The sequence below is a fragment of the Nostoc sp. 'Peltigera membranacea cyanobiont' 213 genome (assembly GCF_002245975.1).
Classification (GTDB): Bacteria; Cyanobacteriota; Cyanobacteriia; order Cyanobacteriales; family Nostocaceae; genus Nostoc.
Genome location: NZ_NOLI01000127.1, coordinates 1 through 22985 on the forward strand (window position 1 = coordinate 1; position 22985 = coordinate 22985).

The window sequence follows — 22985 nt, forward strand, 5'->3', positions numbered from 1 at the left end:
GGGGATAAGGGGGATTGGGCATGGGTTATTCTCATTCTCTTCCTTGTGTCCTTCATCCTTGCCATTACCCATTCCCAATGCCTAGTTCACACATCTTTACATCTATAGAATAACGTTATTTGTTATTTGTAAAAACATCATCTAAAGTGGCAACTTTAAATATCTTTAAACAGTCACTAGCGTTAGGAGCATTAGGGTGAATATACTTACCTCAGTTGCCCTCAACGAAACTGAGTTGCAAGTGCTGAGTATTTTTACTCAATACGGGCTAAACCCCCGCTACCGCTAACAGCACTTAGTCAGAGTAAGTGAGTTTTAATTAATATCAGTGCCAGCTACTCCGACATACCACCGTTTGCCATCATTTCTTAATAGAGAGAGAAAACTAGATGCAGAATTTAGTTTCGGCTAGCTGGGAGAGTGTTCCAACTCAACCACCTAAGCAAGATCGGATTATTGCTGCCATTGACTTGGGAACAAATTCTCTACACATGGTAGTAGTCAAAATTGACCCAACGCTACCAGCCTTCAGCATTATCGCCAAAGAAAAAGAAACCGTCAGACTTGGCGATCGCAATCTTACCACTGGAGAACTCAAACCAGAGATCGTTAAAAAGGCGATCGCTGCTTTAGGACGCTTCCAAGAAGTTGCCAAAACCATCAATGCGGAAACAATCATTGCTGTGGCAACTAGTGCCGTGCGCGAAGCCCCCAATGGTAAAGATTTTTTGCACAGAGTAGAAAAGGAGTTGGGTTTAAGCGTTAACTTGATTTCTGGTCAAGAAGAAGCGCGACGAATCTACCTTGGCGTGCTGTCGGGAATGGAATTTCATAACCAACCCCATATCATTGTTGATATTGGCGGTGGTTCGACAGAATTAATTTTGGGCGATAGTCACCAAGCACGCACTCTCACCAGTACCAAAGTCGGTGCAGTGCGACTCACTAGCGAGTTAATCACCACCGATCCCATCAGCAACACGGAGTTTCAGTATCTGCAAGCATACGCACGCGGGATGTTAGAACGTTCCGTGGATGAGGTATTGGCAAATTTCCAGATTGAGGAATCTCCCCGTTTGGTGGGTACATCTGGCACGATTGAAACCCTGGCGATGATTCATGCACGAGAAAATTTAGGTGTTATTCCTTCCACTCTTAATGGCTACCAGTTTAGTCTTAAAGACTTGCAAGAGTTGGTAACTCGCTTGCGGAAACTGAGTAATTCAGAAAAGATTGAGATTCCTGGTATGCCAGACAAACGGTCGGAAGTTATACTGGCTGGTGCAGTAATATTACAGGAAGCAATGACCCTTTTGGGTAGTGAATCCATCACAGTTTGCGAGCGTTCTCTGAGGGAAGGCGTAATCGTAGACTGGATGTTAGCGCACGGTTTGATTGAAGATAAGCTCCGCTACCAAAGTTCAGTTCGGGAGCGGAATGTTCTAAAAATTGCTAATAAATACGACGTCAATTTAGAATATAGCGATCGCGTCGCCAAATTTACCGAGAGTTTATTTGACCAAACTCAAGGTACGTTACATCACTGGGGATCTGACGAGCGACAACTGTTGTGGACAGCCGCAATATTACACAATTGCGGGCATTATGTCAGTCACTCGTCTCATCACAAGCACTCTTACTATTTAATTCGCAATGGTGAATTACTTGGTTATACAGAAACCGAGATTGAAATCATAGCCAATTTAGCCCGTTATCATCGCAAATCGCCACCCAAGAAAAAACATGAAATTTACCAGAGTATGCTGACTAAAGAGCAATGCCAAATGGTTAGTCAATTGAGTGCAATTCTGAGATTAGCAGTGGCATTAGACAGACGACAAATTGGTGCGATCGCTCAAGTGCAATGTGAGTATTATCAACAACTTCAGCAGGTAAACCTGCTGATTTTTCCATCTCAACCCGATGATGACTGCGCTTTAGAACTTTGGAGCTTAGATTATAAAAAAGGAGTTTTTGAGGAAGAATTTGGAGTAAAACTAGTAGCTAGTTTAGAAAAGTCTAGCGGTGCTAACTTGTTTTAGAAAATAGAGTGCGTTACACTAGGCTAACGCACATTTAACAAAAAAAGATTATTCATCTCAAGATAATTTCAAAATTTAAATAGACCTCATATCTAATTTTGGCATCCTGCTTAAGGTTCAATTTATAAACTGTCCTAAGAAGCATTTAAAAATAAAGACTAGTAATTAGAATAGAGTTAACAATCTATTTCATATAGGTTATGTTGCTATTGGATACTTGAGCCGGGAAAACTTAGGTATCCTTATTTAAAATTTCAATAAAGCAGTTAAGACTGCTTGCTTTTCTGCACTAAATCGCTCCAATCGCAGAAAAGCAAGGGCGTTGCTTATGTGACAAAAGTTTGTTGATAGAGCAATACCTACATTAGCTGGATTCTAATGCTGCGGCTAAGAAAATTGCCAAGTAAGGTTCAAAAATATCTCGGACATCGCCCAAGGTAAGGTTGAGGCGATCCAAACTACGAACAGACGTGCTTTTAGAATTACCCAGGGAATATTTATAACGACCAAAAAGCAGGTTACTAATCTTGTGTTTAAGTTTTTGCATCAATCTGCTTGGTCTGATTTAGTTACTATTAATATGTAAAGATTAATGAGATGTAATCTTATTCGTCTATTTCTTCAGACTGATTGTCAGGAAAAAAATCAAATAAAATACATGATTTAAGGATGATTTTCTCGTCTAAAAATTGCTATGAGTAAGGAATATATAATGATTAGGCTGTTATTAGCAACACTTTGAGGGAGAGACAAACAAATATTACTCTTTGATAGCTTCTGTTGTGAGAGTTTTTAATAAATACTAATCAGACTGGAGATAGATTCAAGTAAATGAGAAAATTACCAAAATATAGTTACAAATATTAATATTTTCCGTTTTGGATGAAATACTCTGTCGCTGTTCCTGGAGATGGGAAAATGGTTTTTGTGGAAAGTAAGGGCTTGTTCTTCATTGCTGACTTTCCATCTGTACAAGTCGATAAAGACTTTTCTCAAACTTTAGTTCAAATACCACCATCACCAGATTGTGAAGTTTGTGTAATTGTTCCAGTTCGCAATGAAGCTCAGACATTAGCAGCAACCCTTACTGCTCTGATACATCAGGTTGATTTAGAAGGACAGCTTTTAGATCCTAGACGTTACGAAATAATTTTGTTGGCAAATAATTGTAGCGATGATTCAGCAGCTATAGCTCGAAGTTTTGCTGAACAAAATCCACATATAGCACTGCATGTAGTTGAAAAAAGTCTGTCTGATGCGGAAGCCTATATTGGTCGAGTGCGTCAGATTTTGATGGATGAAGCATATCGCCGTTTGTGTAGCTTAGGACGCACAAGGGGAGTAATTGCTTCAACTGATGGAGACTCCCAGGTAAGCCCAACTTGGATTGCTGCCAATCTATACGAAATTAACTGTGGTGCGGATGCTGTAGGTGGGCGAATTGTTGTTGAGCGCACCGGTCTTGACGATCTAGACCCTTACGCCAGAGCTTGCCATCTGCGTGAAGTAGGCTACCGCTATTTAATTACCGAATTAGAAACTTATCTCGATCCCGACCCCTATGACAACTTTCCCCGTCACTATCAACACTATGGAGCAAGTTTGGCAGTTACAGCAGAAATGTATGCACTTGCAGGAGGCTTACCAGCAGTGCGGACTCCTGAAGATGTAGCTTTTTACCGTGCTTTGGTACGGGTAAATGCCCGGTTTCGCCACAGTCCCCTAGTGCGGGTAGTAACTTCGGCGAGGCAAATCGGACGGACAAATGTTGGTTTAGCAAATCAGTTGAGTGAATGGATAGAAATGGGACGACAGCAGCAACCATTTGTAGTTGAGCCAGCAGCAGCTATTGAAACTCGTTTTGTTGCACGCCGCCAATTACGAGTGATGTGGTGGTACGTTCTTAATGGCTATCAATCAGATTATCCTCGCGTTGCGTCCTTGGCAGAAATGCTGGGAATTTCAGCCCAATGGCTTGTGCAGAAATTGACCCAACCTTATACTTTTGGTCAATTGTTTGAAGAAGTCGAAGAACGCCAGCAGTCAGAAGGAACTTGGGCTTCGCGCTGGAAACTCGTGGAAATTCAACAAGCAATTGGAGATTTGCGCTTGCGTCTTGAGAGTTTGCGGCTCAGTTGGAGTAAACTCCAAGGTAATAATTTGACTCCGAATGATTTAGAACCAGATAAAGAGCAGTACTCTGTGGGAAGCTTACGCAACACTGAGGGTAGCGCGTCACCAATAGGGAAGCGTTACTAGCCGTGATGCTTATATCCCCCGAATTCTATTCGGAGGATATTAAGCCTGAATTATTCTTCATTTCTCAAACTCGCTCGAATAAATCAAGTCGATATTCTTCCTCTCGTTGAGCTTTTAAATGCCGCAGTTTATTTGGGGTCAACTCAAAAAACGAGTTATGAACTTCATCCCCACTCAACGGATAATCACGGGCATAGAGTGTCCAATGAACTAAAAGTAGATGTCCTCCAGGTTCCAGGTGTTCTAAAATGCACTGTTGAGATTTTTTCAGGTCTTCCCAGCTCCAGTAATAGCCAACTTCCGAGACTAGAGTTAAATCAAACATCTCATCAGGATATTGCTCTGGGACACGCATAATCTGGAACTTGACATTGGAGAGATGCCGACAGCGCTCTTCTGCTCTATTCTGTGCCAGTTTTGACACATCAACCGAGAGCAGTGAGTCACAATGCTTTTGTAGCTTTTCAGTTAAAACGCCAATGGAACCACCGATTTCAAAGGCAGACCGATAGCGCTCTTTGGGTAAAGCTGCGATCGTCGCAGCATATTTGTTAGCTTCGTATTCCCTTGTCTCAAACTTCCACGGGTCGGGATCTTCGCTGTAGAGTTTATCGAAGTAGCTGGGTGGTAAGGAGTCGGATTGTAACGGGTTCATTGGATTTCCTCTAAATAAACTTCCCAAGGATGAGTAAAGTTCGCTAACATTTCGGGACTCAGGCGAAAGCCTTCTGGGTCATCATCAATTAAGTCTGTAATTTGGGAACGATAAGCTGCGATCGCTTGCTGTTTCAACTCCACTACCGTGTTAATATTCAACCGCCAGGTTGTCACGTCAAGAGATTCTGGTAGACTTCGCTGTTGGTTTGAGTCCCAATCCCAAATCGGATACTCAATCAATCGGGGGTAAAAGCACAAATCATTCAGCACGGCGTGAATTAATTTCCACGTTGCTCGGTGGTCTGCGTGAGGGTCGTATCGCCACGGTAAAAAGATAATTTGTGGGGTCATGTCTGTGATGTAAGCACGACAACTAGCCACTGCACTTTGATACTGTGTTGGAATTGAACCATCCTGCATTCTCAAAAAGGTGACAGCATGAACTTCTACACCTAGTAATTTCAAGGCTGACAAGGTTTCTGCTTCCCGCAAAGCCCGGAGTTTACCTGCGGGATATTTCTGAGAGTTAGGGTGTGAAAGAGTACCATCACTAATGACTAAAACTTGCACATCACAATTTAAAGAGCGTAACAGAGCGATCGCACCCCCACAACCTAAAGTCTCATCATCAGGATGGGGTGCAACGATTAATGCCGGACTACAAGCGATCTCCTCAACGGAACGCCAGGGCAAAACACTAGGATTGCTTAGTGGTAATCCAATCAAGCCGAATTTATTCATCATTCCAAAGCAAATCAGCTTCCTTACTTTCATGCAAGACATACTGCCCTACATTTGCCAAGGCCGCATCAAAAGCAGGTTGACGCAGATATAGAGTCAAATCTCGGATGATGCGTTCCATCGGATTTGGTGGTAGTAAGCCGCGAGTCCCAACAGAACGTTGGCACAAATGCATCACATCAATGCAAATTTGCTCAATTGCTGTCCTCACCATGTTTGCATAGGCCACGAGTTGATCTGCTTGTGGGTGGGTAACTGTGGGATAACCACCAAAGGCTGGTGCATAGGCTGCTACCCGATCCGCAGCCCCCCGCAGCCAGAGATTACCACTTTCAATGGCGATCGCCATTCTGCCAAGCCGTTCCTGTTGATATGGATCGTTTGTATATTCCAACTTCTGGAGATACTGGCGAGTCAGGTTAAACAGTGCTTCTGCCCCACCTAGTTGCACGGCGGCAAACCGAATCACTCCCACAGACAACCACGGCTGTCGATAGTAATCTCCTGGCTGCCCGATTAAAGCGCTCTGCTCCAACTCTACACCGCTAAAATCCACTTTGTAACTAGCAGTAGCTCGCATTCCAGCAGGTTGCCACCAAGCTGGATCGCTAACCGTTGTCACTTCGTCCATCGGCACAATGCACATTTGCCAACCGCCTTCTGGCAATACTCCATTAACGAAAGGACGTTCTACATAACCCGCACCAGTACAAAAGGTTTTGGAACCTTCCAAGCGATAACGTCCATTTTCAAAAGGAATTATTTTGACACCATCAGAGGCTTCGGCATTCCAAACACCAAATATTTTGTGGCGATCGCGGGCATCACGGGCGTAGCTTGTGATTTGTTCTATAGAACCAAAGGTCTGAATCAGTTGTAGAGCGTTGATATGTCCTTCATAAATTCGACCAACTGCCAGATTCCCATGCCCTATCTGCTTTAAGAGGATTAAAAGCTCGTAGGTAACATTAGCATCAATTCCTGCACCCCATCCGCCTAATTCTTTTGCCAATGGTGCAGATAACAACCCAGCCTTAGCAATCAGTTCAAACTCTTGCTTGGGAAAAGCACTATTGCAATCTATAGTACTGGCATTATTTGCACAATAATCGGCGATTTCCTTGGCACGTTTTAGATCGAGAGCAATTTTAGAATCAGGCCATTTGGGGATGACGATATTCTGTGATAATTGGATGTTAATAGCCGACTCCTTTCTGTAATATTTCTTTATATCTTGTTGATAGTAATGAAATTAAGTTGGTTAATAAATCTATCTTTTGTGTGATTATATACTCAGCAAAAAGAGAGAAAATCAAAATACCTCTCATCTGCACATTATCCAATTAGGTATAGGAATCATATTTGATTTTTGAAAAAATATAAGTATTTGTAGGGTGTGTTAGACGGAACGTCGTAACGCACCATCCCAAGCTGATGGTGCGTTACGCTACGCTAACGCACCCTACCTAAGATTTCAAAAATCAAATACTAGTCCTATAGTATGAACAGTAATATCCTCGATGTTACTTACACCTACAAAATTGCCATAGGTGTTTGCGTAAAAAATACCTCCCACATAGGATTAATATTTACCCCAGATAAGCTGGATTCATAGCTGTAGTGTTATTTCGGTTTGTGGTCTTATATCGTTCATACTCCCCTTTTGCTGCTACCTCACGAGCAAAGACGCGATCGGGGGTCGCAAAATTTCCCTATCCCCAGATTCCCTCCGATCGGCACATCATGACCAGCAACCATGTCCTGTGCATCGTACTTGGTTCATCTGACAGCGATCGCAGCCTATAAGCGATATACTTCAATTCACCACGGTTTTATGCCAAGCTAAGTAGAACGATGTGGAAAAACCACACTATGTTAAGAAAAATTAAATAGACTCAAACCCTATTCCTTCCTGCCTCCTGCCTTCTGCCTCATCTCAACGATAAATATTCACACCGACCTACTTGTATAGTTTTTAGCGTCCTGTTTCACCTATCTGATCTGCATCGTCTGCCACTCCATTGCGAAAGCGTACTTCTAAGCCATGTTCTGGGTCCCAGTCACACTCAGCTATCAACTTAAAGGTAGCAATATCTAGGTCATACTCCACATAGATATATGAGAAAGTGACCCGATCCCAGACCTGAATGGGATTAGTCAACAACGGCATTGACTCATCTCCAATCATGTCGCGATATACATCATAATTTTGCAGCACCAGAGGAGCAGTGATGCGTAACACATCGGGTGGCAAGGCTAGAGCTTGCCGAATAGCTTCACGCTGAAGCGATGAAAGTTCCCCAATCTGCCCCTGTTCAAAATTCACACAAATCGGTACACGGCGATCGCCCAAAACAGCACATTGTGCTAAAGTCCAGTAGTTATCTTCCAATCTCATCTGTCCAAACTCAGCATCGTAATAACTTCTTGGGGATTTCATCATCTTCAGATACTACCTTTATTCTGGGCTTCCCTAGCGACTCCAAAAACTAGTGAAAATTTTACTTTGAAATTAGAGTCTTTATTCTAAACTCTTGGGATTATACCCATATTACATTTTCCCAAAAAGTGACAGAATTTCTTCATGATGAAAATATTAAGTCGAGTTAGCTGATGACAGTACTGGCACCTATCCTCGAACAAACTGTGGGTAAGATTCGCTTTTGTGTAGATGATGTCAAAAGCGCACAGGAGCGATTACCTGTAAAAAGTGCAAAATTTCAGTTAGGTTAACACCTGACATTATTTGGATCGCATTATCACAAGGATTTGCTCAACATATCAACAATCATGCAGAAAGTTTGCGATCGCGCTTGGTTGATCGCCAGGGGAAACAACAACTGATAATTGAAACTCGACAAATACCCATTTTCTCATAACTTTTATGATGCAGTTCCCAAAGAACACATTCAAATTCTGGAGCGATTTGATGGAGCCATACTTTATGCTAATAGCAGTCATTCTTGGCAAATTCCAAAGTTTAATTCTGGTAAAACCTACGAAATCCCTGAGCCAAATTCTTTCTGCTCTGATGCAACCCACCTAATCGATCTCGAAGATGGACGCTGTATTGCCTATGTCTTTAACTTTCGCAAGAGCGAATGTTTGATTCTTTTGGGCAAGCAGACTTTAGATCGTAATCAGCTTCAAAATCCCATAGTTATTGCTCAGAGCATTCCAGAACTCTTTGAACGTATATTTGAAGTCCAGGGGCAATACTATTTTGATGATTCCAATTTCGTTTGGGAGTCTTGAAACAGCTAGATGAGAAACTCAGAGAGATTTTACATCAATTATTTAGAGTCGAGTTTATGAACAACCAACCAGATCAAAAAAGCTACATACCACAAGAAACGCCATGTCCAATCTGCGGTTCACAAAATTTCATTTGGGGTCGTACCGTTGGAGAATCAGCAAGTCAGTGGGTGTATTTCCGTGCTGATGGGGCTGGGTGGGGGGAAGGCGAAAAGCTGCGGGCGCGTAAGTGCCTTGATTGTAACAATGTTCAGTTATTTACGTATGATTAACTGATTATCAGGACGTTCCGGTGCGATTCCACATTACCGAAGAACTCCACGCAAAAGGTATCCTGGGAGATGGGTATTATCTTGCAGGTTCGATGAACTTCACCTAGAACGGTATTACAATCAATGAGAAAGTTGTAACTTATGAAACATCCCCAGAAGCGATCGCCGAACAACAGTTGATTTTTACTAACCGATGGGGAGGGGCGTAATGCTATTTTAGATTTTGGATTATTTAATTTTTATCCTGTAACAATTTGAGTATTTTTTATTACACATCCTACTATATTAACTATGTGATATTCAAAAGCAATGACTAATGCCAGCAATGCAGATATCCGCATTGAGCTAAAAATCGCACAACTTCCACAGAAACACCCATCGGCGCACCATCGAAATCTAACCGCGATAGGATAATATCTGCTTGGGCTACACCTTGTAATGCACCTGCGACTAAACGACGGCGATCGCGCACATTAAGTCTGGTAAATTTTGTCCGATGCGGGTGAGACGCTGGAAGTCAGGTTGCGATAGTTAGACGGATATTTATCACTTGTGCTGGCGTAATTGCTCTACTATATATTCTTCTAGTTCTTGTTTTTCTCTGTTGCTGGCATTTCGTTGATAAGTTCTGCCTGTTTCTTGCATAAATCTACGTTTCTCGCTTGGAGAAGATTTGAGCTTACCTCCAGATGCTTGCAGCTTTTGCTGTAATTCTTCCCAAGTCTTCTCACCCACACTTTCACCTAGTTTTATCAGTGCTTTTGGGAGTAATGTTTTTGCCTCTCTTTGAAAATCTTCTTCTGTCTCAAGAGAAGCTAAATCTATTTTGCTGAAGTCGATATCAATTTGAAACTTACTCATAGAATTGCATTTGTTTTTTTTACAGTGATTACCACAATATGGGTTTGCAGATATTACTTATCGACCTTGTTATTGTCAGATGATATAGCAATCCGATTTGATTTCTGAATCACTCGTAGAGGTAAGGGACTGGGGACTGGGGACTTGGGACTGGGAAGAAGGAATAAAGGTGTACTGAGTTTTGTTCAAAAATCAAATATGAGTCCTATAAGTATCAGATTTGAAATATATCAAATTATCAGTCTGCAATTCACCAAAGTCCTCAAAAGCACGATTTTTTATTTGTGTATCTTAGCCCAAATTATGGTTATATCTCAGATAATCATGAATTTTATCAATTTTTAAAGAATGATTTAAGACTTTTCTATCAAAATGAATATACATCTAGTGAATGCAAGCCTAACCAGGTTAAGAGTATTAAAAATGCTATCTTAAAGGCAAAGGTCATTTGCTAAATTGTTGAGGAAAACGCTATGACTACAACGCTGAAAGAGGCTAATTCTATTGAGTCATTGCTAGGTAAAGAGGCTGAAGACCTGCTTACCTACAAAGCAAAGGTTTCTCAGGATTTACTACATTTGCCGGGGCCAGACTTTGTAGATCGAATCTGGATCAACAGCGATCGCAATCCTCAAGTATTGCGTAATCTCCAGTTACTTTATTCTACTGGTCGTCTGGCAAACACAGGTTATCTATCGATTTTACCAGTAGACCAAGGGATTGAACATTCGGCGGGTGCGTCTTTTGCGCCGAATCCGATTTACTTCGATCCAGAAAATATTATCAAGCTAGCGATCGCCGCAGGTTGCAATGCTGTTGCTACTACTTTGGGGACATTAGGGATAGTTTCGCGCAAGTATGCCCACAAAATCCCCTTTATTGCCAAAATAAATCACAACGAATTGCTAACTTTCCCCAATCAATTTGACCAGGTATTGTTTGCTGATGTCGAACAAGCTTGGAATTTGGGGGCTGCGGCGGTAGGTGCGACAATCTACTTTGGTTCGGAGCATTCTACCAGACAAATCCAGGAAATCAGCAAAGCTTTTAAACACGCTCATGAACTAGGGATGGTAACAATTCTCTGGTGCTATCTGCGGAATAACGCCTTTAAACAAGACAAAGATTACCACCTTGCGGCTGACCTCACCGGACAGGCGAATCATTTGGGTGTGACCATTGAAGCTGATATCATCAAACAAAAGTTACCCGAAAATAACAATGGTTACGGTGCAGTTGCCAAAGCCAGTGGTAAGAGTTACGGCAAAACCGATGAGCGAGTTTACACAGAACTGACGACCGATCGCCCAATTGATTTAACTCGTTACCAAGTACTAAATTGCTACTCTGGGCGCGTAGGGCTGATTAATTCTGGTGGCGCGACTGGTAAAAATGATTTCGCCGAAGCAGTTCGCACTGCTGTAATCAACAAACGCGCTGGTGGTTCGGGATTAATTTCTGGGCGAAAGACTTTCCAACGTCCCTTCGAGGAAGGTGTGAAGCTATTTCATACCATTCAGGACGTTTATCTATCTCCAGATGTGACGATCGCTTAAGGAGTGGAGGAAGAGGCAGGGGAGCAGGGGTAAAGAAGTAATTTTTAATTCTCCTCAATACCCCATGCCCCATGCTTCATTGTCTTACTTCAAACCGAGAATGTTTAAGACTATGTACAAGCCCCCTGCGTATGTAGCAGAGCCAAGCAGTACGCAAACTGGGAGTGTCAGCACCCATGCTAGTAATAAGTTTCTCAGGGTGTCCATCTGCAAGCCAGAATGATTTGCCGCCATCGTACCTGCTACACCCGATGACAGGACGTGAGTGGTGCTGACTGGCAGACCGAAGTAATCGGCAGCACCAATTGTTGTCATCGCGACTAACTCGGCGGAAGCTCCTTGAGCGTAGGTAAGGTGGTCTTTGCCAATCTTTTCACCCACTGTCACCACAATCCGCTTCCAACCAATCATTGTGCCAAGACCCAGTGCAATGGCAACGGCAAATTTCACCCAATTGGGAATGAATTTGGTTACTTTATCCAACTGAGTCTTATAGCTGGTAAGTGCCTCTTCTTGTTTAGGATCGGTAAATTTTTTCTCCTTGTCCAACTTCCCAATTGTTCCAGCAACTAGATACATATCGGTTCGTAGTGAACTAAGCTCATCTTTTGAAAGCTGTTTGAAACTCGTCTTACCAGCAAGCTTATCTCCAATTATCCGACTCTCGGCAGCAAGGGCTGCAAAGGTTTTGTCGTTAGCTTGGGCGGTTGGCTTGAGAAAGTTGGAAAGCTCATCTGTGATGTTTTGGCCATTTAACGATGTTCCAGGTGCTTGTTGTTGCAGTACTGGAACTACAGAGTTTGATGTAGCAACCAACTGAGCGATCGCTGCGGCATTGGTATCTATATTCAGTGCAAACATCCCTGGTAGAATGCCCACCAAGATGAGCATGATCAAACCCATACCTTTTTGACCATCATTTGAACCGTGGGCGAAGCTCACACCAGTACATGTCAAGATTAACAAACCACGTACCCAAGTTGGCGGTGCTTTCCCATGATCTGGCGCACGATACAATTCTGGTCTTTTGATCAGTATCTTTGCCAGCAGTAACAGCAGTGCAGCGCAGGTAAATCCAACAATTGGCGAAACCAGTAGCGATGTGAAAACTTCCTGCGCCTTTGACCAATTCACACCCTCGCCAAAGACATGACCTGAAGATAACATTGAGTTTGCTAAACCAACACCCATAATTGAGCCAATCAATGTGTGTGAACTGGATGCAGGTAAGCCCAAGTACCAGGTTCCTAAGTTCCACATAATCGCTGAAATCAAAAGTGCAAACACCATTGCGAAGCCTGCACTTGAGCCAACATTGAGTACCAACTCAACCGGAAGCAGGGCGATAATGCCAAAAGCAACGGCTCCGCTTGATGTCAGTACACCAATTAGGTTCCAGCAGCCTGACCAAACAACGGCGATATTTGGCTTCAGGGTGTTAGTGTAGATGACTGTAGCAACTGCATTTGCAGTATCATGAAAACCATTGACAAACTCGAAGCCGAGTGCAAGACTCAGCGCCAAAGCTAGAAATAAGTATTCCATTTAGCACTCCTAATAAAAGACAAGAATGCAGCCTGACAAAAATAATTTGTGTTACAAAAAACTATTAAAACTGGGAAAAAACCTGGAGTTATTGCAATTCAGCTAGCTACATAAAAATTTGAGGTTATAAATATAACCTTTTTCTAAGCAAACTCTCTGATTGCATTTACCATATTGAAATCAGCATCGGTTCTAACTACAATTGAAGATTAGGATAGATAGATTAAGAAATAAATAAGGAATGGTAAATAATAAATTAAGGAACTTTAAATCATAGTTGTGGGGTGGGGGGAGAAGAATTAATGCCCCATACCCCATGTCCACTGTTATCTAACGTTTCTCACTAAGAAATCTGGTTGACCACAACTTTTTTGCGATCGCTTCAAAATCTCGGCGCTACAAGTACCAGGTTCACCGTTTTTGGAATAACAAAAGAAGACTTCTTGCAAAAATCTTCCCGAACCAGAACAAAAAGGTACTATCCCATCAGCAGTCATGTTATTATTAGCACTCACAAATGAATTTTTAAAATTTGTAGTTGTTGTACGCAAGGGTTTATTCGGACGATTGTAAGCTGCCGGAATAGCGATCGCATCTTTTAACTTTTTACTCAATCCCAAGTATTCCGCAGGGGTTTTCCCCGAACAAGTACCATGTTTTTCCCATTCATGCTCGTAAAGTTTATCACTGGGAAACAAATTCGGAAATCGTCGTTTTACTTCCGACGGTAATTTTTGTGTGGAACAATTAGCAGGATAACCAGCTTGGTATTGTGGCCACAAACCATGTAATACAAAACCAAGTTTTTTCCCAGAACCGCACTGCTGTGGATCGCGAGTGCCATTTGTCGCGCAATAATCCGGCGACCACGAGAGTGTCAGTACATAAAAATCAAATTTACCCGGAGTACCGCGATTTTGAGCAATGGCAGCATTAGGTATAAAAAGAGCAGTAATTAACAAAGAAGATGCGATGAAAAGTTTCTTTAATTGCATATAAATAGTTAGTTTCTTCTCAAAATAAAGTTATATACAATACATTGTTCCGAGTCAAGGATTAAGAATTCATCCAGTTCCGAATCCCCAATGAATTCAGAAAAAGCAAATCTTGGTAGGGATTCTGGGATATCCTTAGATAAGTGAAAGATTTGCCAAAAAATAGTAAGAATGAAGCTGGCAGCAAGAGTAAGTCAGGTAACACCTTCATTAACCTTAGCGATCGCAGCCAAGGCTAAGGCACTGAAGGCAGAAGGAATAGATGTCTGTAGTTTTAGCGCTGGAGAACCAGATTTTGATACCCCAGCGCACATTAAAGCCGCAGCAGTTAAAGCTTTGGATGAAGGCAAAACCAAGTATGGTGCAGCAGCCGGAGAACCAAAGTTAAGGGAAGCGATCGCCCACAAGCTTAAAATTGATAACGGTCTTGATTACAAGTCTGAGAATGTCATTGTCACCAATGGCGGTAAGCATTCTCTGTACAACTTGATGGTGGCGCTAATTGACCCAGGTGATGAGGTAATTATCCCTGCACCCTACTGGCTAAGTTATCCCGAAATGGTGACTTTGGTCGGTGGAGTTCCGGTAATTGTCCATACAGATGCCACAACGGGTTATAAAATTACTCCCGAACAACTCCGTAAAGCGATCGCGCCGAAGACAAAGTTATTTATCCTCAACTCTCCATCTAATCCTACAGGGATGGTTTACACGCCAGATGAAATCAAAGCACTGGCGCAGGTAGTAGTTGATGCAGATATCTTTGTCGTCTCCGATGAGATTTACGAAAAGATTCTCTACGACGGTGCAGAACATATCAGCATCGGTTCTCTTGGGAAGGAAATTTTTGACCGGACTTTGATTAGTAATGGGTTTGCGAAGGCTTATTCCATGACTGGTTGGAGACTTGGTTATTTAGCGGGGCCTGTGGAAATCATTAAAGCAGCGAGTACCATCCAAGGGCATAGTACATCTAACGTGTGTACCTTTGCTCAATATGGTGCGATCGCAGCGCTACAAAGTTCTCAAGATTGTGTCGAAGAAATGCGCCAAGCCTTCGCCAAACGCCGACAGGTAATGCTAGACAGACTTAACGCCATTCCCGGATTGAGTACCGCAAAACCAGATGGCGCGTTTTATCTGTTCCCTGATATCAGCAAAACTGGTCTAAAATCCCTAGAATTTTGTGACGCGTTGCTGGAAGAACATCAAGTTGCAGTCATTCCCGGAATTGCTTTTGGCGCTGATGACAACATTCGCCTTTCCTACGCCACAGATATGGCGACGATTGAAAAGGGAATGGATAGATTAGAGAAATTTGTCAAGTCGCGTATTTAGTTAGTTGTCATTTGTTATTTGTCATTCGTCATTTGTTCAACTTGTTAACTCCACCTTTTCGACTCAGAACGGGTGGAGTTCATTTTAAAACCTGAATTTCGCAGTTCCAAGCCTCAAGTTACGTTATCTTAACCGAAGCACGATAATCAGCTTCGGTGCGGATTGGACGAAGTTCAAGCATATTCCCAATTCCCGATTCCCTTACATTAACTGCATCTCCTGCAACCCTTGGCGTAGTCTCTTCGCCTCTTCAGGATTATATCTTTCATGAAGGGCGATCGCTTTTTTAAAAGCTGTTAAACTATCTTGATGATTGCCAGCTTTCAGCAACACTACGCCTAAATTTTGATACGCTTCGGCATAGTTGGGATTTAGGGCGATCGCATTTTGATAATATACGATCGCATCTGTCAATAAACCCAAAGCTTTAAATGTCATTGCCAAATTATAATGACCAAAAACAAAAGTCGGGTCAATTTTTAAAGTTGTGGCGTAAGCGGTTTTCGCACCGTTGAAATCTCCTGCTGCTTTGAGTAAGTTACCCAGGTTGTTGTATGCTCCTAATTTGAGGATGGGGTAAATTGGCAATTTAATGGCAGCTTGATAGTGAGAAATCGCCTGCGGGGATTTTTGCAATCGACTGTAGGCAATGCCTAAATGATAGTGGAGTTCATATAAAATATCGTAGTTGTCTTCAGCAGCGCTAATTCCATGTCTGAGCAATTCCATACCTTGGGTAATTTTCCCAGTTTCCACATACAATGCCCCTAATTTACTGCAAACATAGGGGTCATCGGGATGAGTAGCAAAAAACCCTTCCATTGCTGTGGCTGCTTTGGCATATTTGTTATTTTGAGCGATCGCACTTTTTTGATATCCTGTGTGTACAAGTGCAACCCCTGGTAAATAACCTATTTGCCAATGGGGTTCTTTGGTTAAAATTGCTGAGACGCTATCATCCACTAAGGCATGGTAAGGACGGTCAAAACGAATATCTGGATGATTGCGGAATAACCTCGAAACCAGAGAATAGGGAGATTGTTCAGCACCAACTTCCTGGCGGACGAGGTTGATGAGCAGATATTCGTCGGTTGCGATCGCTTCTCGCAATTGCGGTACAATTGCTGGTGTCAGAGTTTCATCAGCATCTAATACCAGAATCCAATCTCCAGTGACATATTTGAGAGCTGCATTGCGGGCAACACTGAAGTCATTGCACCATTTAAAATGATGGACTTTGGCACCAAGTTGTTGGGCAATGTTGGGAGTGCGATCGATCGAGCCTGTATCCAAGACTACCATTTCATCTACTACTTTTCTGACACTGCTCAGACATTTCGGTAGTGTTGCTGCTTCGTTTTTTACAATCATGCACAGACTGAGTTTCATATTGCCGATAAATTCTGGTTACAATTATTTACTTACTGTTATTACCAACTTTTATGTTGTGTCTATATGTATCGCATCCGAACTCGATGCAGGTCAATTTACTATCAGAGAAAATCGACCCGTCTCTGTATCTAATTTTTAATAGATGTACCCTCGAAATAATATGTTTATCTAGTAATTAGTGAGGATAGTTAATAATAATTTTAAATCAACTATTACCCATTTTTCATGATTATGTAATTATAATATACATTGTATAAATATTCCTATATTGTGATGAAAAAAACATTCGCCCAAATAGCAAATAGACTTCGCCGCGACCTCCCAGAATACTTGCGATCGCTTAACAATTGGTTTTTCGATACACCAGAAAGGGCACTCTTAGAAGCTCAACAGGCCGCTCAGAGAATTAGAAATATTGAGATAGAACATTTTGAGGGTAAAAAAATATCTTCAGAATCCGTAAATTATACTGAAACGGTGATGTCTTATTGGCAAGTCTACGTTGATAAAAATTTAACTATTATCAAGATTAGACTTGCAGAATTCCAACTTAGTCGGGGAATTGTCAATATTTCTAATTCTAATTTATTAGAAAGATTGAATATTATTGATGAAGTTCTAGAGAAGTATGTTATTAAAGATGAGGTAATTAGTAACAGCGCCTTATTGTCAAATTATCAACCCCTAACAATCGATCGGAGTGAAATCAATAAACAACCAGACTCATCTAATATTCAACGTCTGCCTTCAAATCAAAACACTGCATTTTTACCTGGGTCTATTGGCAGAACTCTTAATAAAATCAAAGGAGATTTTTCACCACAAAGAGAAGAAGAATTCGTCAGAAATTACCGAATTTCTAAAAATAGAACAAGAGTTGCTCTAAAATTTTTGCTCACTTTAATGATTATCCCCCTTTTAACTCAGATTTTATCTAAACAGTTCTTAGTAATTCCCATATTAGAAAAGACTAGAGGGGAGAACACAATTCAAATATTCCTTAATTCCGATCTCGAAAAAGAAGCACTCCATGAATTATCTAGCTTCCAAAAATCTTTGAGGTTTGAATCTTTATTAAATCATGCACCAGAGCTTTCCTCAGAGGTAATAAGAGAAAAAATAAAGGATAAAGCAATTGACATAGCCGATGAATTCCAAATAAAAACCAATAGTGCTGTTGGCAATGTTTTTGCTGATTTAATATCACTAGTTTCTTTTAGTATAATTATCGTTTTTAGCAAAAAAGAAATTGCGATCGTCAAGTCTTTTATAGATAATATCGTCTATGGACTGAGCGATAGTGCTAAGGCTTTTATAATTATTCTTTTTACAGATATATTTGTAGGATTTCACTCACCAGATGGGTGGGAGGTTCTTCTTGAAGGATTCACAGAACATTTAGGTTTTCCAGCTAGTAGAAATGCAATATTTTTGTTTATTGCGACATTTCCGGTAATTTTAAATACCATATTTAAATACTGGATATTCCGCTATCTGAGTCGCTTATCTCCGTCAGCATTAGCTACATTAAAAGAAATGGATGAGTAATTCATAATTATTTTGGCGGATTTTTCTGATGATTCGTTAGGCTATGTATATCCTGGTTCTTTTGAAGCGCACTATGGATTTTGAAAGCAAAACTAATGCCCCAACCCCCACAGACAACATAGAGTTTGCTCAACCAACTACTACGCGTAAGCCATTGCAATTGCTACGAGACACTGAAGCTTTACTACGCCGTCCAACCGTAGCAACACTGTCGCTAATTTTGCCACCAAAACTGTCCAATAAATTCCAACTAACCTCATCTTTAGCAGATGACTCCTTTAATAAGTTGGCAGAAATTGACCTAGACACTATTAGTGATTTTGAACTGCGACCTGCACGAATTAGTGTTGGCTTAAGCTTTATTGGTTTTGGGGCGCTGATGATATTAGTGCTGCTGCTGTATTTAAACACATTGCATCCAGAACTCAGGGCGGGCGAACAGATTCGGCAATACTGGTATCAGTATATTTGGTTTGTCAGTTTCGGTGTTGCGGGGATGTTTATGTTGGGGCGTGAAGCGATGCGTCCGATGCCAAAGCGACGGAAGTAATTCGTAATTACATCGCTAACGTTACATTCGTGTAGCGTCTCTTAGAGAAAATAGTAATTCTGAATTAAATTTTATCAGGGGGATGGGGGCTTAACTCGCTAAAGTTGGTTAAAAGGGATGAATTTTGAATCAAAGTGAAATTATTTAATTAAGAATTTATAAATTTCAGAAATTAGCACTTCACAATATGCTTCGGTATAAGCAGCAGTTAGGAACTTTTATATATGAACTACGATGCTTTCATTGTTCCACCAGGTTCAAAGATTTCTCTGAAAAAAAACTATGACCCAGCTTATAAAACTGATTTCGATCAAAAAGCTGATGCTGCAAGCAAATTGCAAACAGATGTTGAACGATTAGCAAATTACCAAAATATTCTCTATGCTCAAAACACATATTCCTTACTGATTATTTTTCAGGCAATGGATGCTGCTGGGAAAGATAGCACAATTAAACATGTCACCTCTGGCGTGAACCCGCAAGGATTTCAGGTGTTCAGTTTCAAGAGTCCCAGTGCGGAAGAATTAGACCATGACTACCTGTGGCGAACAACTAAGGCTTTACCCGAAAGAGGTCGAATTGGGATATTCAACCGCTCATATTATGAAGAAACTTTAGTGGTTCGCGTCCATCCAGAAATACTGAAAAAGCAACAACTTCCTTACTTACCTAATGGAAATAAGATATGGAAACAACGTTTTGAAGAAATTAACAATTTTGAAAAATATTTAGTAGAGAATGGTGTAATTGTTTTGAAGTTCTTTCTCAATGTCTCGAAATCAGAGCAGAAAAAACGCTTTTTAGAACGGATTGAATTACCTGAAAAAAATTGGAAGTTTTCAGATAGTGATGTCAAAGAAAGAGCTTTTTGGGATGATTATATGAAAGCTTATGAAGAAGTTTTTAATTCCACGAGTACAAAATGGGCCCCGTGGTATATTATTCCTGCCGATCGCAAATGGTTTACACGCCTGGTAGTCGCTAATATTATCTGCACAAAATTAGAAGAACTAAATCTGCAATACCCAACGGTTAGCGACGAACATAAACAGCAACTTTTGGAGGCGAAACGTATTTTAGAGCAGGAAGATGAACAGATAAATTTAAAAGATAAAGGTAAAAATAAGGAAAATTAGTTCATAAATGCTGTATAATTCATATATAAAGATGAGCAGCTATCAATTTATGAATGCTCTCTGTAACTAATAAGTTTGGTTAGTATTGACAGCCAAAAAATCATGATTCAGATGGCGGAAGATGCCAACAATCATCCACCTCAGTTTCCTAATGCTGCCTTTGATATTGTAGCGATCGCAGCCTCAGCAGGCGGGCTGACTGCTCTATTGAAAGTACTATCGACTCTACCCGCAAAATTTCCAGCTGCGATCGCCATTGTCCAACATCTTGCTCCAGAGCATCGGTCGTTCATGGCAGAAATTCTCAGTCGGCGCACGGATATTACCGTCAAACAGGCAGAGGAGGGAGACTGCCTTATCCCTGGAACGGCTTATGTTGCGCCGCCTAATCGTCACTTATTAGTTAATGATGACGGCACGCTTTCGTTATCACAGTCGAAATTAGTCCATTTTTTACGTCCTTCGGCTGATTTGTTATTTGAATCGGTTGCAGCCACTTACAAAGAAAGAGCGATCGCCATTGTGCTAACTGGAACAGGTAGCGACGGTGCAATGGGAGTAGAAGCAATAAAAAAAATGGGCGGTACTGTCATTGTCCAAGATGTCGAAACCGCCGAGTTTTCTGGGATGCCTTCAGCTGCGATTCAAACTGGTAACGTAGATTTTATTCTCCCCTTAGATGAAATCTCCAGCACCCTGGTGGATTTAGTCATGGGAAAATGTAACTAAGCTAAGACTTAGGGAGTAGAGGAAATTTATTTCGGAATCCAACAATGAGTCTTTGATACTCATTAATGAGGCTTAGAACTCCATTAATGAGTCTTTGATACTCATTAATGAGGCTTATAACTTCTTTAATGAGTTTTTGATACTCGCGAACAAGTATAAAAACTTCACTCTTTTGTATTCTACTCTCTACCTTCTATCCTATGACTTCCGCAGAAAAAGACCCCGAATTTGAAAATCTACTAATTTATCTCAGACAAAACCGGGGATTTGATTTCACAGGCTATAAGCGCTCGACTTTGATGCGTCGGGTACGCAAGCGGATGCAGTCATTGACTATAGAAAACTTTGAAGAGTATTTAGACTACCTAGAAGTCGATCCAGAAGAATTTAATTATCTTTTTAACACCATCCTAATTAACGTCACCGCTTTTTTTCGAGATTCATCAGCTTGGCAATACCTAGCCGAGGAAATACTGCCTAATCTGATTAAAAATAAAAAAACTTCTGACCAAATACGCATCTGGAGCGCTGGCTGTGCTTCTGGGGAAGAAGCTTATACCTTGGCAATGTTGATGACTGAAATGTTGGGAGCAGAAAATTTTCGCCAACGAGTGAAAATCTACGCCACAGATGTAGATGAAGATGCTCTCAACCAGGCTCGTCAAGCTGTTTATTCAGCAAAAGATATCCAAGCTGTGCCAGAAGAATTACGGCAGAAATACTTTGAGATTATCGGAAATCGCTATGTCTTTCGCCCAGACTTACGCCGCTCAGTAATTTTTGGTCGCCACGATCTGCTTCGGGATGCGCCCATTTCGCGCTTAGATTTGCTGGTGAGTCGCAATACCATGATGTATTTTAATTCTGAGACTCAAGGGCGAATTCTAGCCCGATTTCATTTTGCACTTAATGATAATAGCTATCTATTTTTAGGTAAAGCGGAAATGCTATTGATGCATTCTAATCTGTTTACCCCAATAGACTTAAAAAATCGGATATTTAGTAAAGTATCGTCGATTAATATCCGCGATCGCCTCTTAGTTATGGCAAATTCAGTAGATGACGAATCTAGCAGCCGTTTGTCTCGACACCTGCGACTGCGAGACATGGGTTTCGACACATCACCAATTGCCCAAATAGTCATTGATATCAATGGCACTCTGATACTAGTGAACGATCAGGCGCGGACTTTGTTCGCCCTTTCCCCCAAAGATTTAACTCGTCCCTTCCAGGATCTAGAAATTTCCTATCGACCAGTTGAATTGCGATCGCTAATTGAACGAGCTTATACCGAACGTCGCCCTGTCAGCCTGACAAATGTAGAGCGCTATTTGTCTAACACAGAAACGCAATATCTGGATGTGCTAATTACGCCTTTGCAAGAAACAGATACCAGTTTTTTAGGTGTTAGCATCGCCTTTCATGATGTCACCCGTTATATTAGACTCCAAGATGCCCTGCAACGCTCCCAACAGGAATTAGAAACCACCAATGAAGAACTCCAATCTACCAATGAAGAATTAGAAACCACCAACGAAGAGCTTCAATCTACCAATGAAGAATTAGAAACCACCAACGAAGAACTCCAATCTACTAATGAAGAATTGGAGACAATGAACGAAGAACTCCAATCTACTAATGAAGAATTGCAGACAATTAATAATGAACTGAGCGAGCGCACCACAGAACTCAATCGCACAAATATTTTCCTCGTCTCCATTCTCAAAAGTCTCCAAACGGGAATAGTGGTAATTGACAGCAGCTTTAACATCTCAATTTGGAATTACATGGTAGAGGATTTATGGGGCTTGCGGACTGATGAAGTTCTAGGAAAGTCTATCTTCAGCTTAGATATTGGGCTACCCGTCGAGCAGCTGCGATCGCTCATCCGCGATTCCTTATCTGGTAAAAAACAATTTCAAGAAACGATCCTTGATGCTACCAATCGTCGGGGTAGACAAATAAAATGTTACCTGGCAATTACTCCCCTCCTTGGCATTGAAATGCACGGAGCCGTTTTGATAATGGCAGATGTAGAGAGAGTCTATAGTATGATTTCTAGTCAAGAAATGGAGGAACGGCGGCAGCAAGAATGAAGGGGCAGGGGGC

General features: G+C 41.4%; 23 protein-coding genes. 13 read left to right on the forward strand and 10 right to left on the reverse strand.

Translation table 11 applies throughout. From position 1 onward, the window contains the following. Positions 1-389 precede the first annotated feature (389 nt). The gene (locus CDG77_RS26225; RefSeq protein WP_094332230.1) at positions 390-2042 is read left to right on the forward strand and encodes a Ppx/GppA phosphatase family protein; all 1653 of its coding nucleotides are present in this window, start codon (positions 390-392) and stop codon (positions 2040-2042) included. A 364-nt stretch (positions 2043-2406) separates the two neighbouring features. On the opposite strand, the gene CDG77_RS26230 is transcribed toward CDG77_RS26225, so the two are convergent. Beyond that, positions 2407-2589: a hypothetical protein gene (locus CDG77_RS26230; RefSeq protein WP_094332231.1), complete on the reverse strand. Its 183-nt coding sequence runs from the start codon at positions 2587-2589 to the stop codon at positions 2407-2409. 335 nt (positions 2590-2924) lie between these two features. Here CDG77_RS26230 and CDG77_RS26235 point away from each other — a divergent pair, with 335 nt between their 5' ends. Beyond that, entirely contained in the window at positions 2925-4301 is a 1377-nt protein-coding gene (locus CDG77_RS26235) for a glycosyltransferase (protein WP_223269985.1), read from the forward strand. 64 nt (positions 4302-4365) lie between these two features. Here CDG77_RS26235 and CDG77_RS26240 read toward each other — a convergent pair whose 3' ends face one another. Genes CDG77_RS26240 through CDG77_RS26250 form a run of 3 tightly spaced genes read right to left on the reverse strand, consistent with a single transcriptional unit; the run spans position 4366 to position 6930 of the window. Further along, positions 4366-4956 carry a class I SAM-dependent DNA methyltransferase gene (locus CDG77_RS26240; RefSeq protein ID WP_094332232.1) on the reverse strand — a complete coding sequence of 197 codons (591 nt, stop codon included), beginning with the start codon at positions 4954-4956 and terminating at the stop codon, positions 4366-4368. Beyond that, complete coding sequence (locus CDG77_RS26245) at positions 4953-5702, reverse strand: PIG-L deacetylase family protein (protein WP_223269986.1); 750 nt, start codon at positions 5700-5702, stop codon at positions 4953-4955. Before CDG77_RS26245 ends, CDG77_RS26240 begins: the two co-directional genes overlap by 4 nt. Further along, entirely contained in the window at positions 5692-6930 is a 1239-nt protein-coding gene (locus CDG77_RS26250; RefSeq protein ID WP_308737897.1) for an acyl-CoA dehydrogenase family protein, read from the reverse strand. The genes CDG77_RS26245 and CDG77_RS26250 overlap by 11 nt, the downstream gene beginning before the upstream one ends. Positions 6931-7334: 404 nt before the next feature. On the opposite strand from CDG77_RS26250, the gene CDG77_RS36835 reads away from it, so the two are divergent. After that, positions 7335-7505, forward strand: a complete 171-nt coding sequence (locus CDG77_RS36835; protein WP_190234070.1) for a hypothetical protein — start codon at positions 7335-7337, stop codon at positions 7503-7505. Between the two features lie 169 nt (positions 7506-7674). Here CDG77_RS36835 and CDG77_RS26255 read toward each other — a convergent pair whose 3' ends face one another. Beyond that, positions 7675-8142 (reverse strand): DUF6985 domain-containing protein, encoded by a 468-nt coding sequence (locus CDG77_RS26255; protein WP_143857093.1) that lies wholly within the window; start codon positions 8140-8142, stop codon positions 7675-7677. Positions 8143-8449: 307 nt separating this feature from the next. Here CDG77_RS26255 and CDG77_RS39190 point away from each other — a divergent pair, with 307 nt between their 5' ends. The 3 genes from CDG77_RS39190 to CDG77_RS26270 are packed head-to-tail and all read left to right on the forward strand — an operon-like array spanning position 8450 to position 9226. Beyond that, the gene (locus tag CDG77_RS39190) at positions 8450-8578 is read left to right on the forward strand and encodes a DUF4419 domain-containing protein (RefSeq protein ID WP_442946442.1); all 129 of its coding nucleotides are present in this window, start codon (positions 8450-8452) and stop codon (positions 8576-8578) included. Continuing rightward, positions 8547-8954 carry a hypothetical protein gene (locus tag CDG77_RS26265; RefSeq protein WP_094332236.1) on the forward strand — a complete coding sequence of 136 codons (408 nt, stop codon included), beginning with the start codon at positions 8547-8549 and terminating at the stop codon, positions 8952-8954. The genes CDG77_RS39190 and CDG77_RS26265 overlap by 32 nt, the downstream gene beginning before the upstream one ends. 56 nt (positions 8955-9010) lie before the next feature. Next, positions 9011-9226, forward strand: a complete 216-nt coding sequence (locus CDG77_RS26270) for a hypothetical protein (RefSeq protein ID WP_143857094.1) — start codon at positions 9011-9013, stop codon at positions 9224-9226. A gap of 313 nt (positions 9227-9539) precedes the next feature. Here CDG77_RS26270 and CDG77_RS26275 read toward each other — a convergent pair whose 3' ends face one another. Beyond that, the gene (locus CDG77_RS26275) at positions 9540-9698 is read right to left on the reverse strand and encodes a hypothetical protein (protein ID WP_181154481.1); all 159 of its coding nucleotides are present in this window, start codon (positions 9696-9698) and stop codon (positions 9540-9542) included. Between the two features lie 74 nt (positions 9699-9772). Continuing rightward, positions 9773-10087, reverse strand: coding sequence for a hypothetical protein (locus tag CDG77_RS26280; protein WP_094332238.1), 315 nt, complete (start codon positions 10085-10087; stop codon positions 9773-9775). 473 nt (positions 10088-10560) lie between these two features. Here CDG77_RS26280 and CDG77_RS26285 point away from each other — a divergent pair, with 473 nt between their 5' ends. After that, positions 10561-11643, forward strand: a complete 1083-nt coding sequence (locus CDG77_RS26285) for a class I fructose-bisphosphate aldolase (protein WP_094332239.1) — start codon at positions 10561-10563, stop codon at positions 11641-11643. Between the two features lie 84 nt (positions 11644-11727). Here the strand turns inward: CDG77_RS26285 and CDG77_RS26290 are convergent, their stop codons facing one another. After that, a complete protein-coding gene (locus CDG77_RS26290) occupies positions 11728-13188 on the reverse strand; it encodes an inorganic phosphate transporter (RefSeq protein ID WP_094332240.1) in 1461 nt (486 codons plus the stop codon). A 326-nt stretch (positions 13189-13514) separates the two neighbouring features. Continuing rightward, positions 13515-14183, reverse strand: coding sequence for a ribonuclease T2 family protein (locus CDG77_RS26295; protein ID WP_094332241.1), 669 nt, complete (start codon positions 14181-14183; stop codon positions 13515-13517). 171 nt (positions 14184-14354) lie between these two features. Between CDG77_RS26295 and CDG77_RS26300 the strand changes: the two genes are divergently transcribed. Continuing rightward, positions 14355-15521, forward strand: coding sequence for a pyridoxal phosphate-dependent aminotransferase (locus tag CDG77_RS26300; RefSeq protein WP_094332242.1), 1167 nt, complete (start codon positions 14355-14357; stop codon positions 15519-15521). Between the two features lie 201 nt (positions 15522-15722). Here CDG77_RS26300 and CDG77_RS26305 read toward each other — a convergent pair whose 3' ends face one another. Beyond that, positions 15723-16910 carry a glycosyltransferase gene (locus CDG77_RS26305; RefSeq protein WP_190234071.1) on the reverse strand — a complete coding sequence of 396 codons (1188 nt, stop codon included), beginning with the start codon at positions 16908-16910 and terminating at the stop codon, positions 15723-15725. Positions 16911-17186: 276 nt separating this feature from the next. Between CDG77_RS26305 and CDG77_RS26310 the strand changes: the two genes are divergently transcribed. From CDG77_RS26310 to CDG77_RS26330, 5 genes are all read left to right on the forward strand, one after another. After that, the gene (locus tag CDG77_RS26310; protein ID WP_094332244.1) at positions 17187-18461 is read left to right on the forward strand and encodes a proton extrusion protein PcxA; all 1275 of its coding nucleotides are present in this window, start codon (positions 17187-17189) and stop codon (positions 18459-18461) included. A gap of 73 nt (positions 18462-18534) precedes the next feature. Then, positions 18535-19011 (forward strand): hypothetical protein, encoded by a 477-nt coding sequence (locus CDG77_RS26315; RefSeq protein ID WP_094332245.1) that lies wholly within the window; start codon positions 18535-18537, stop codon positions 19009-19011. Between the two features lie 224 nt (positions 19012-19235). Continuing rightward, positions 19236-20147: a polyphosphate kinase 2 family protein gene (locus tag CDG77_RS26320; RefSeq protein ID WP_094332246.1), complete on the forward strand. Its 912-nt coding sequence runs from the start codon at positions 19236-19238 to the stop codon at positions 20145-20147. A 102-nt stretch (positions 20148-20249) separates the two neighbouring features. After that, entirely contained in the window at positions 20250-20876 is a 627-nt protein-coding gene (locus CDG77_RS26325) for a chemotaxis protein CheB (RefSeq protein WP_094332247.1), read from the forward strand. A gap of 200 nt (positions 20877-21076) precedes the next feature. Further along, entirely contained in the window at positions 21077-22972 is a 1896-nt protein-coding gene (locus CDG77_RS26330; RefSeq protein ID WP_094332248.1) for a CheR family methyltransferase, read from the forward strand. Positions 22973-22985: the final 13 nt, after the last annotated feature.

Coding starts and splice junctions, on each gene's coding strand:
- CDG77_RS26225 (WP_094332230.1), top strand. CDS start 390: ATGCAGAATTTAGTTTCGGCTAGCTGGGAGAGTGTTCCAACTCAACCA.
- CDG77_RS26230 (WP_094332231.1), bottom strand. CDS start 2,589: ATGCAAAAACTTAAACACAAGATTAGTAACCTGCTTTTTGGTCGTTAT.
- CDG77_RS26235 (WP_223269985.1), top strand. CDS start 2,925: ATGAAATACTCTGTCGCTGTTCCTGGAGATGGGAAAATGGTTTTTGTG.
- CDG77_RS26240 (WP_094332232.1), bottom strand. CDS start 4,956: ATGAACCCGTTACAATCCGACTCCTTACCACCCAGCTACTTCGATAAA.
- CDG77_RS26245 (WP_223269986.1), bottom strand. CDS start 5,702: ATGATGAATAAATTCGGCTTGATTGGATTACCACTAAGCAATCCTAGT.
- CDG77_RS26255 (WP_143857093.1), bottom strand. CDS start 8,142: ATGATGAAATCCCCAAGAAGTTATTACGATGCTGAGTTTGGACAGATG.
- CDG77_RS26270 (WP_143857094.1), top strand. CDS start 9,011: ATGAACAACCAACCAGATCAAAAAAGCTACATACCACAAGAAACGCCA.
- CDG77_RS26280 (WP_094332238.1), bottom strand. CDS start 10,087: ATGAGTAAGTTTCAAATTGATATCGACTTCAGCAAAATAGATTTAGCT.
- CDG77_RS26285 (WP_094332239.1), top strand. CDS start 10,561: ATGACTACAACGCTGAAAGAGGCTAATTCTATTGAGTCATTGCTAGGT.
- CDG77_RS26290 (WP_094332240.1), bottom strand. CDS start 13,188: ATGGAATACTTATTTCTAGCTTTGGCGCTGAGTCTTGCACTCGGCTTC.
- CDG77_RS26295 (WP_094332241.1), bottom strand. CDS start 14,183: ATGCAATTAAAGAAACTTTTCATCGCATCTTCTTTGTTAATTACTGCT.
- CDG77_RS26300 (WP_094332242.1), top strand. CDS start 14,355: ATGAAGCTGGCAGCAAGAGTAAGTCAGGTAACACCTTCATTAACCTTA.
- CDG77_RS26305 (WP_190234071.1), bottom strand. CDS start 16,910: ATGAAACTCAGTCTGTGCATGATTGTAAAAAACGAAGCAGCAACACTA.
- CDG77_RS26310 (WP_094332244.1), top strand. CDS start 17,187: ATGAAAAAAACATTCGCCCAAATAGCAAATAGACTTCGCCGCGACCTC.
- CDG77_RS26315 (WP_094332245.1), top strand. CDS start 18,535: ATGGATTTTGAAAGCAAAACTAATGCCCCAACCCCCACAGACAACATA.
- CDG77_RS26320 (WP_094332246.1), top strand. CDS start 19,236: ATGAACTACGATGCTTTCATTGTTCCACCAGGTTCAAAGATTTCTCTG.
- CDG77_RS26325 (WP_094332247.1), top strand. CDS start 20,250: ATGATTCAGATGGCGGAAGATGCCAACAATCATCCACCTCAGTTTCCT.
- CDG77_RS26330 (WP_094332248.1), top strand. CDS start 21,077: ATGACTTCCGCAGAAAAAGACCCCGAATTTGAAAATCTACTAATTTAT.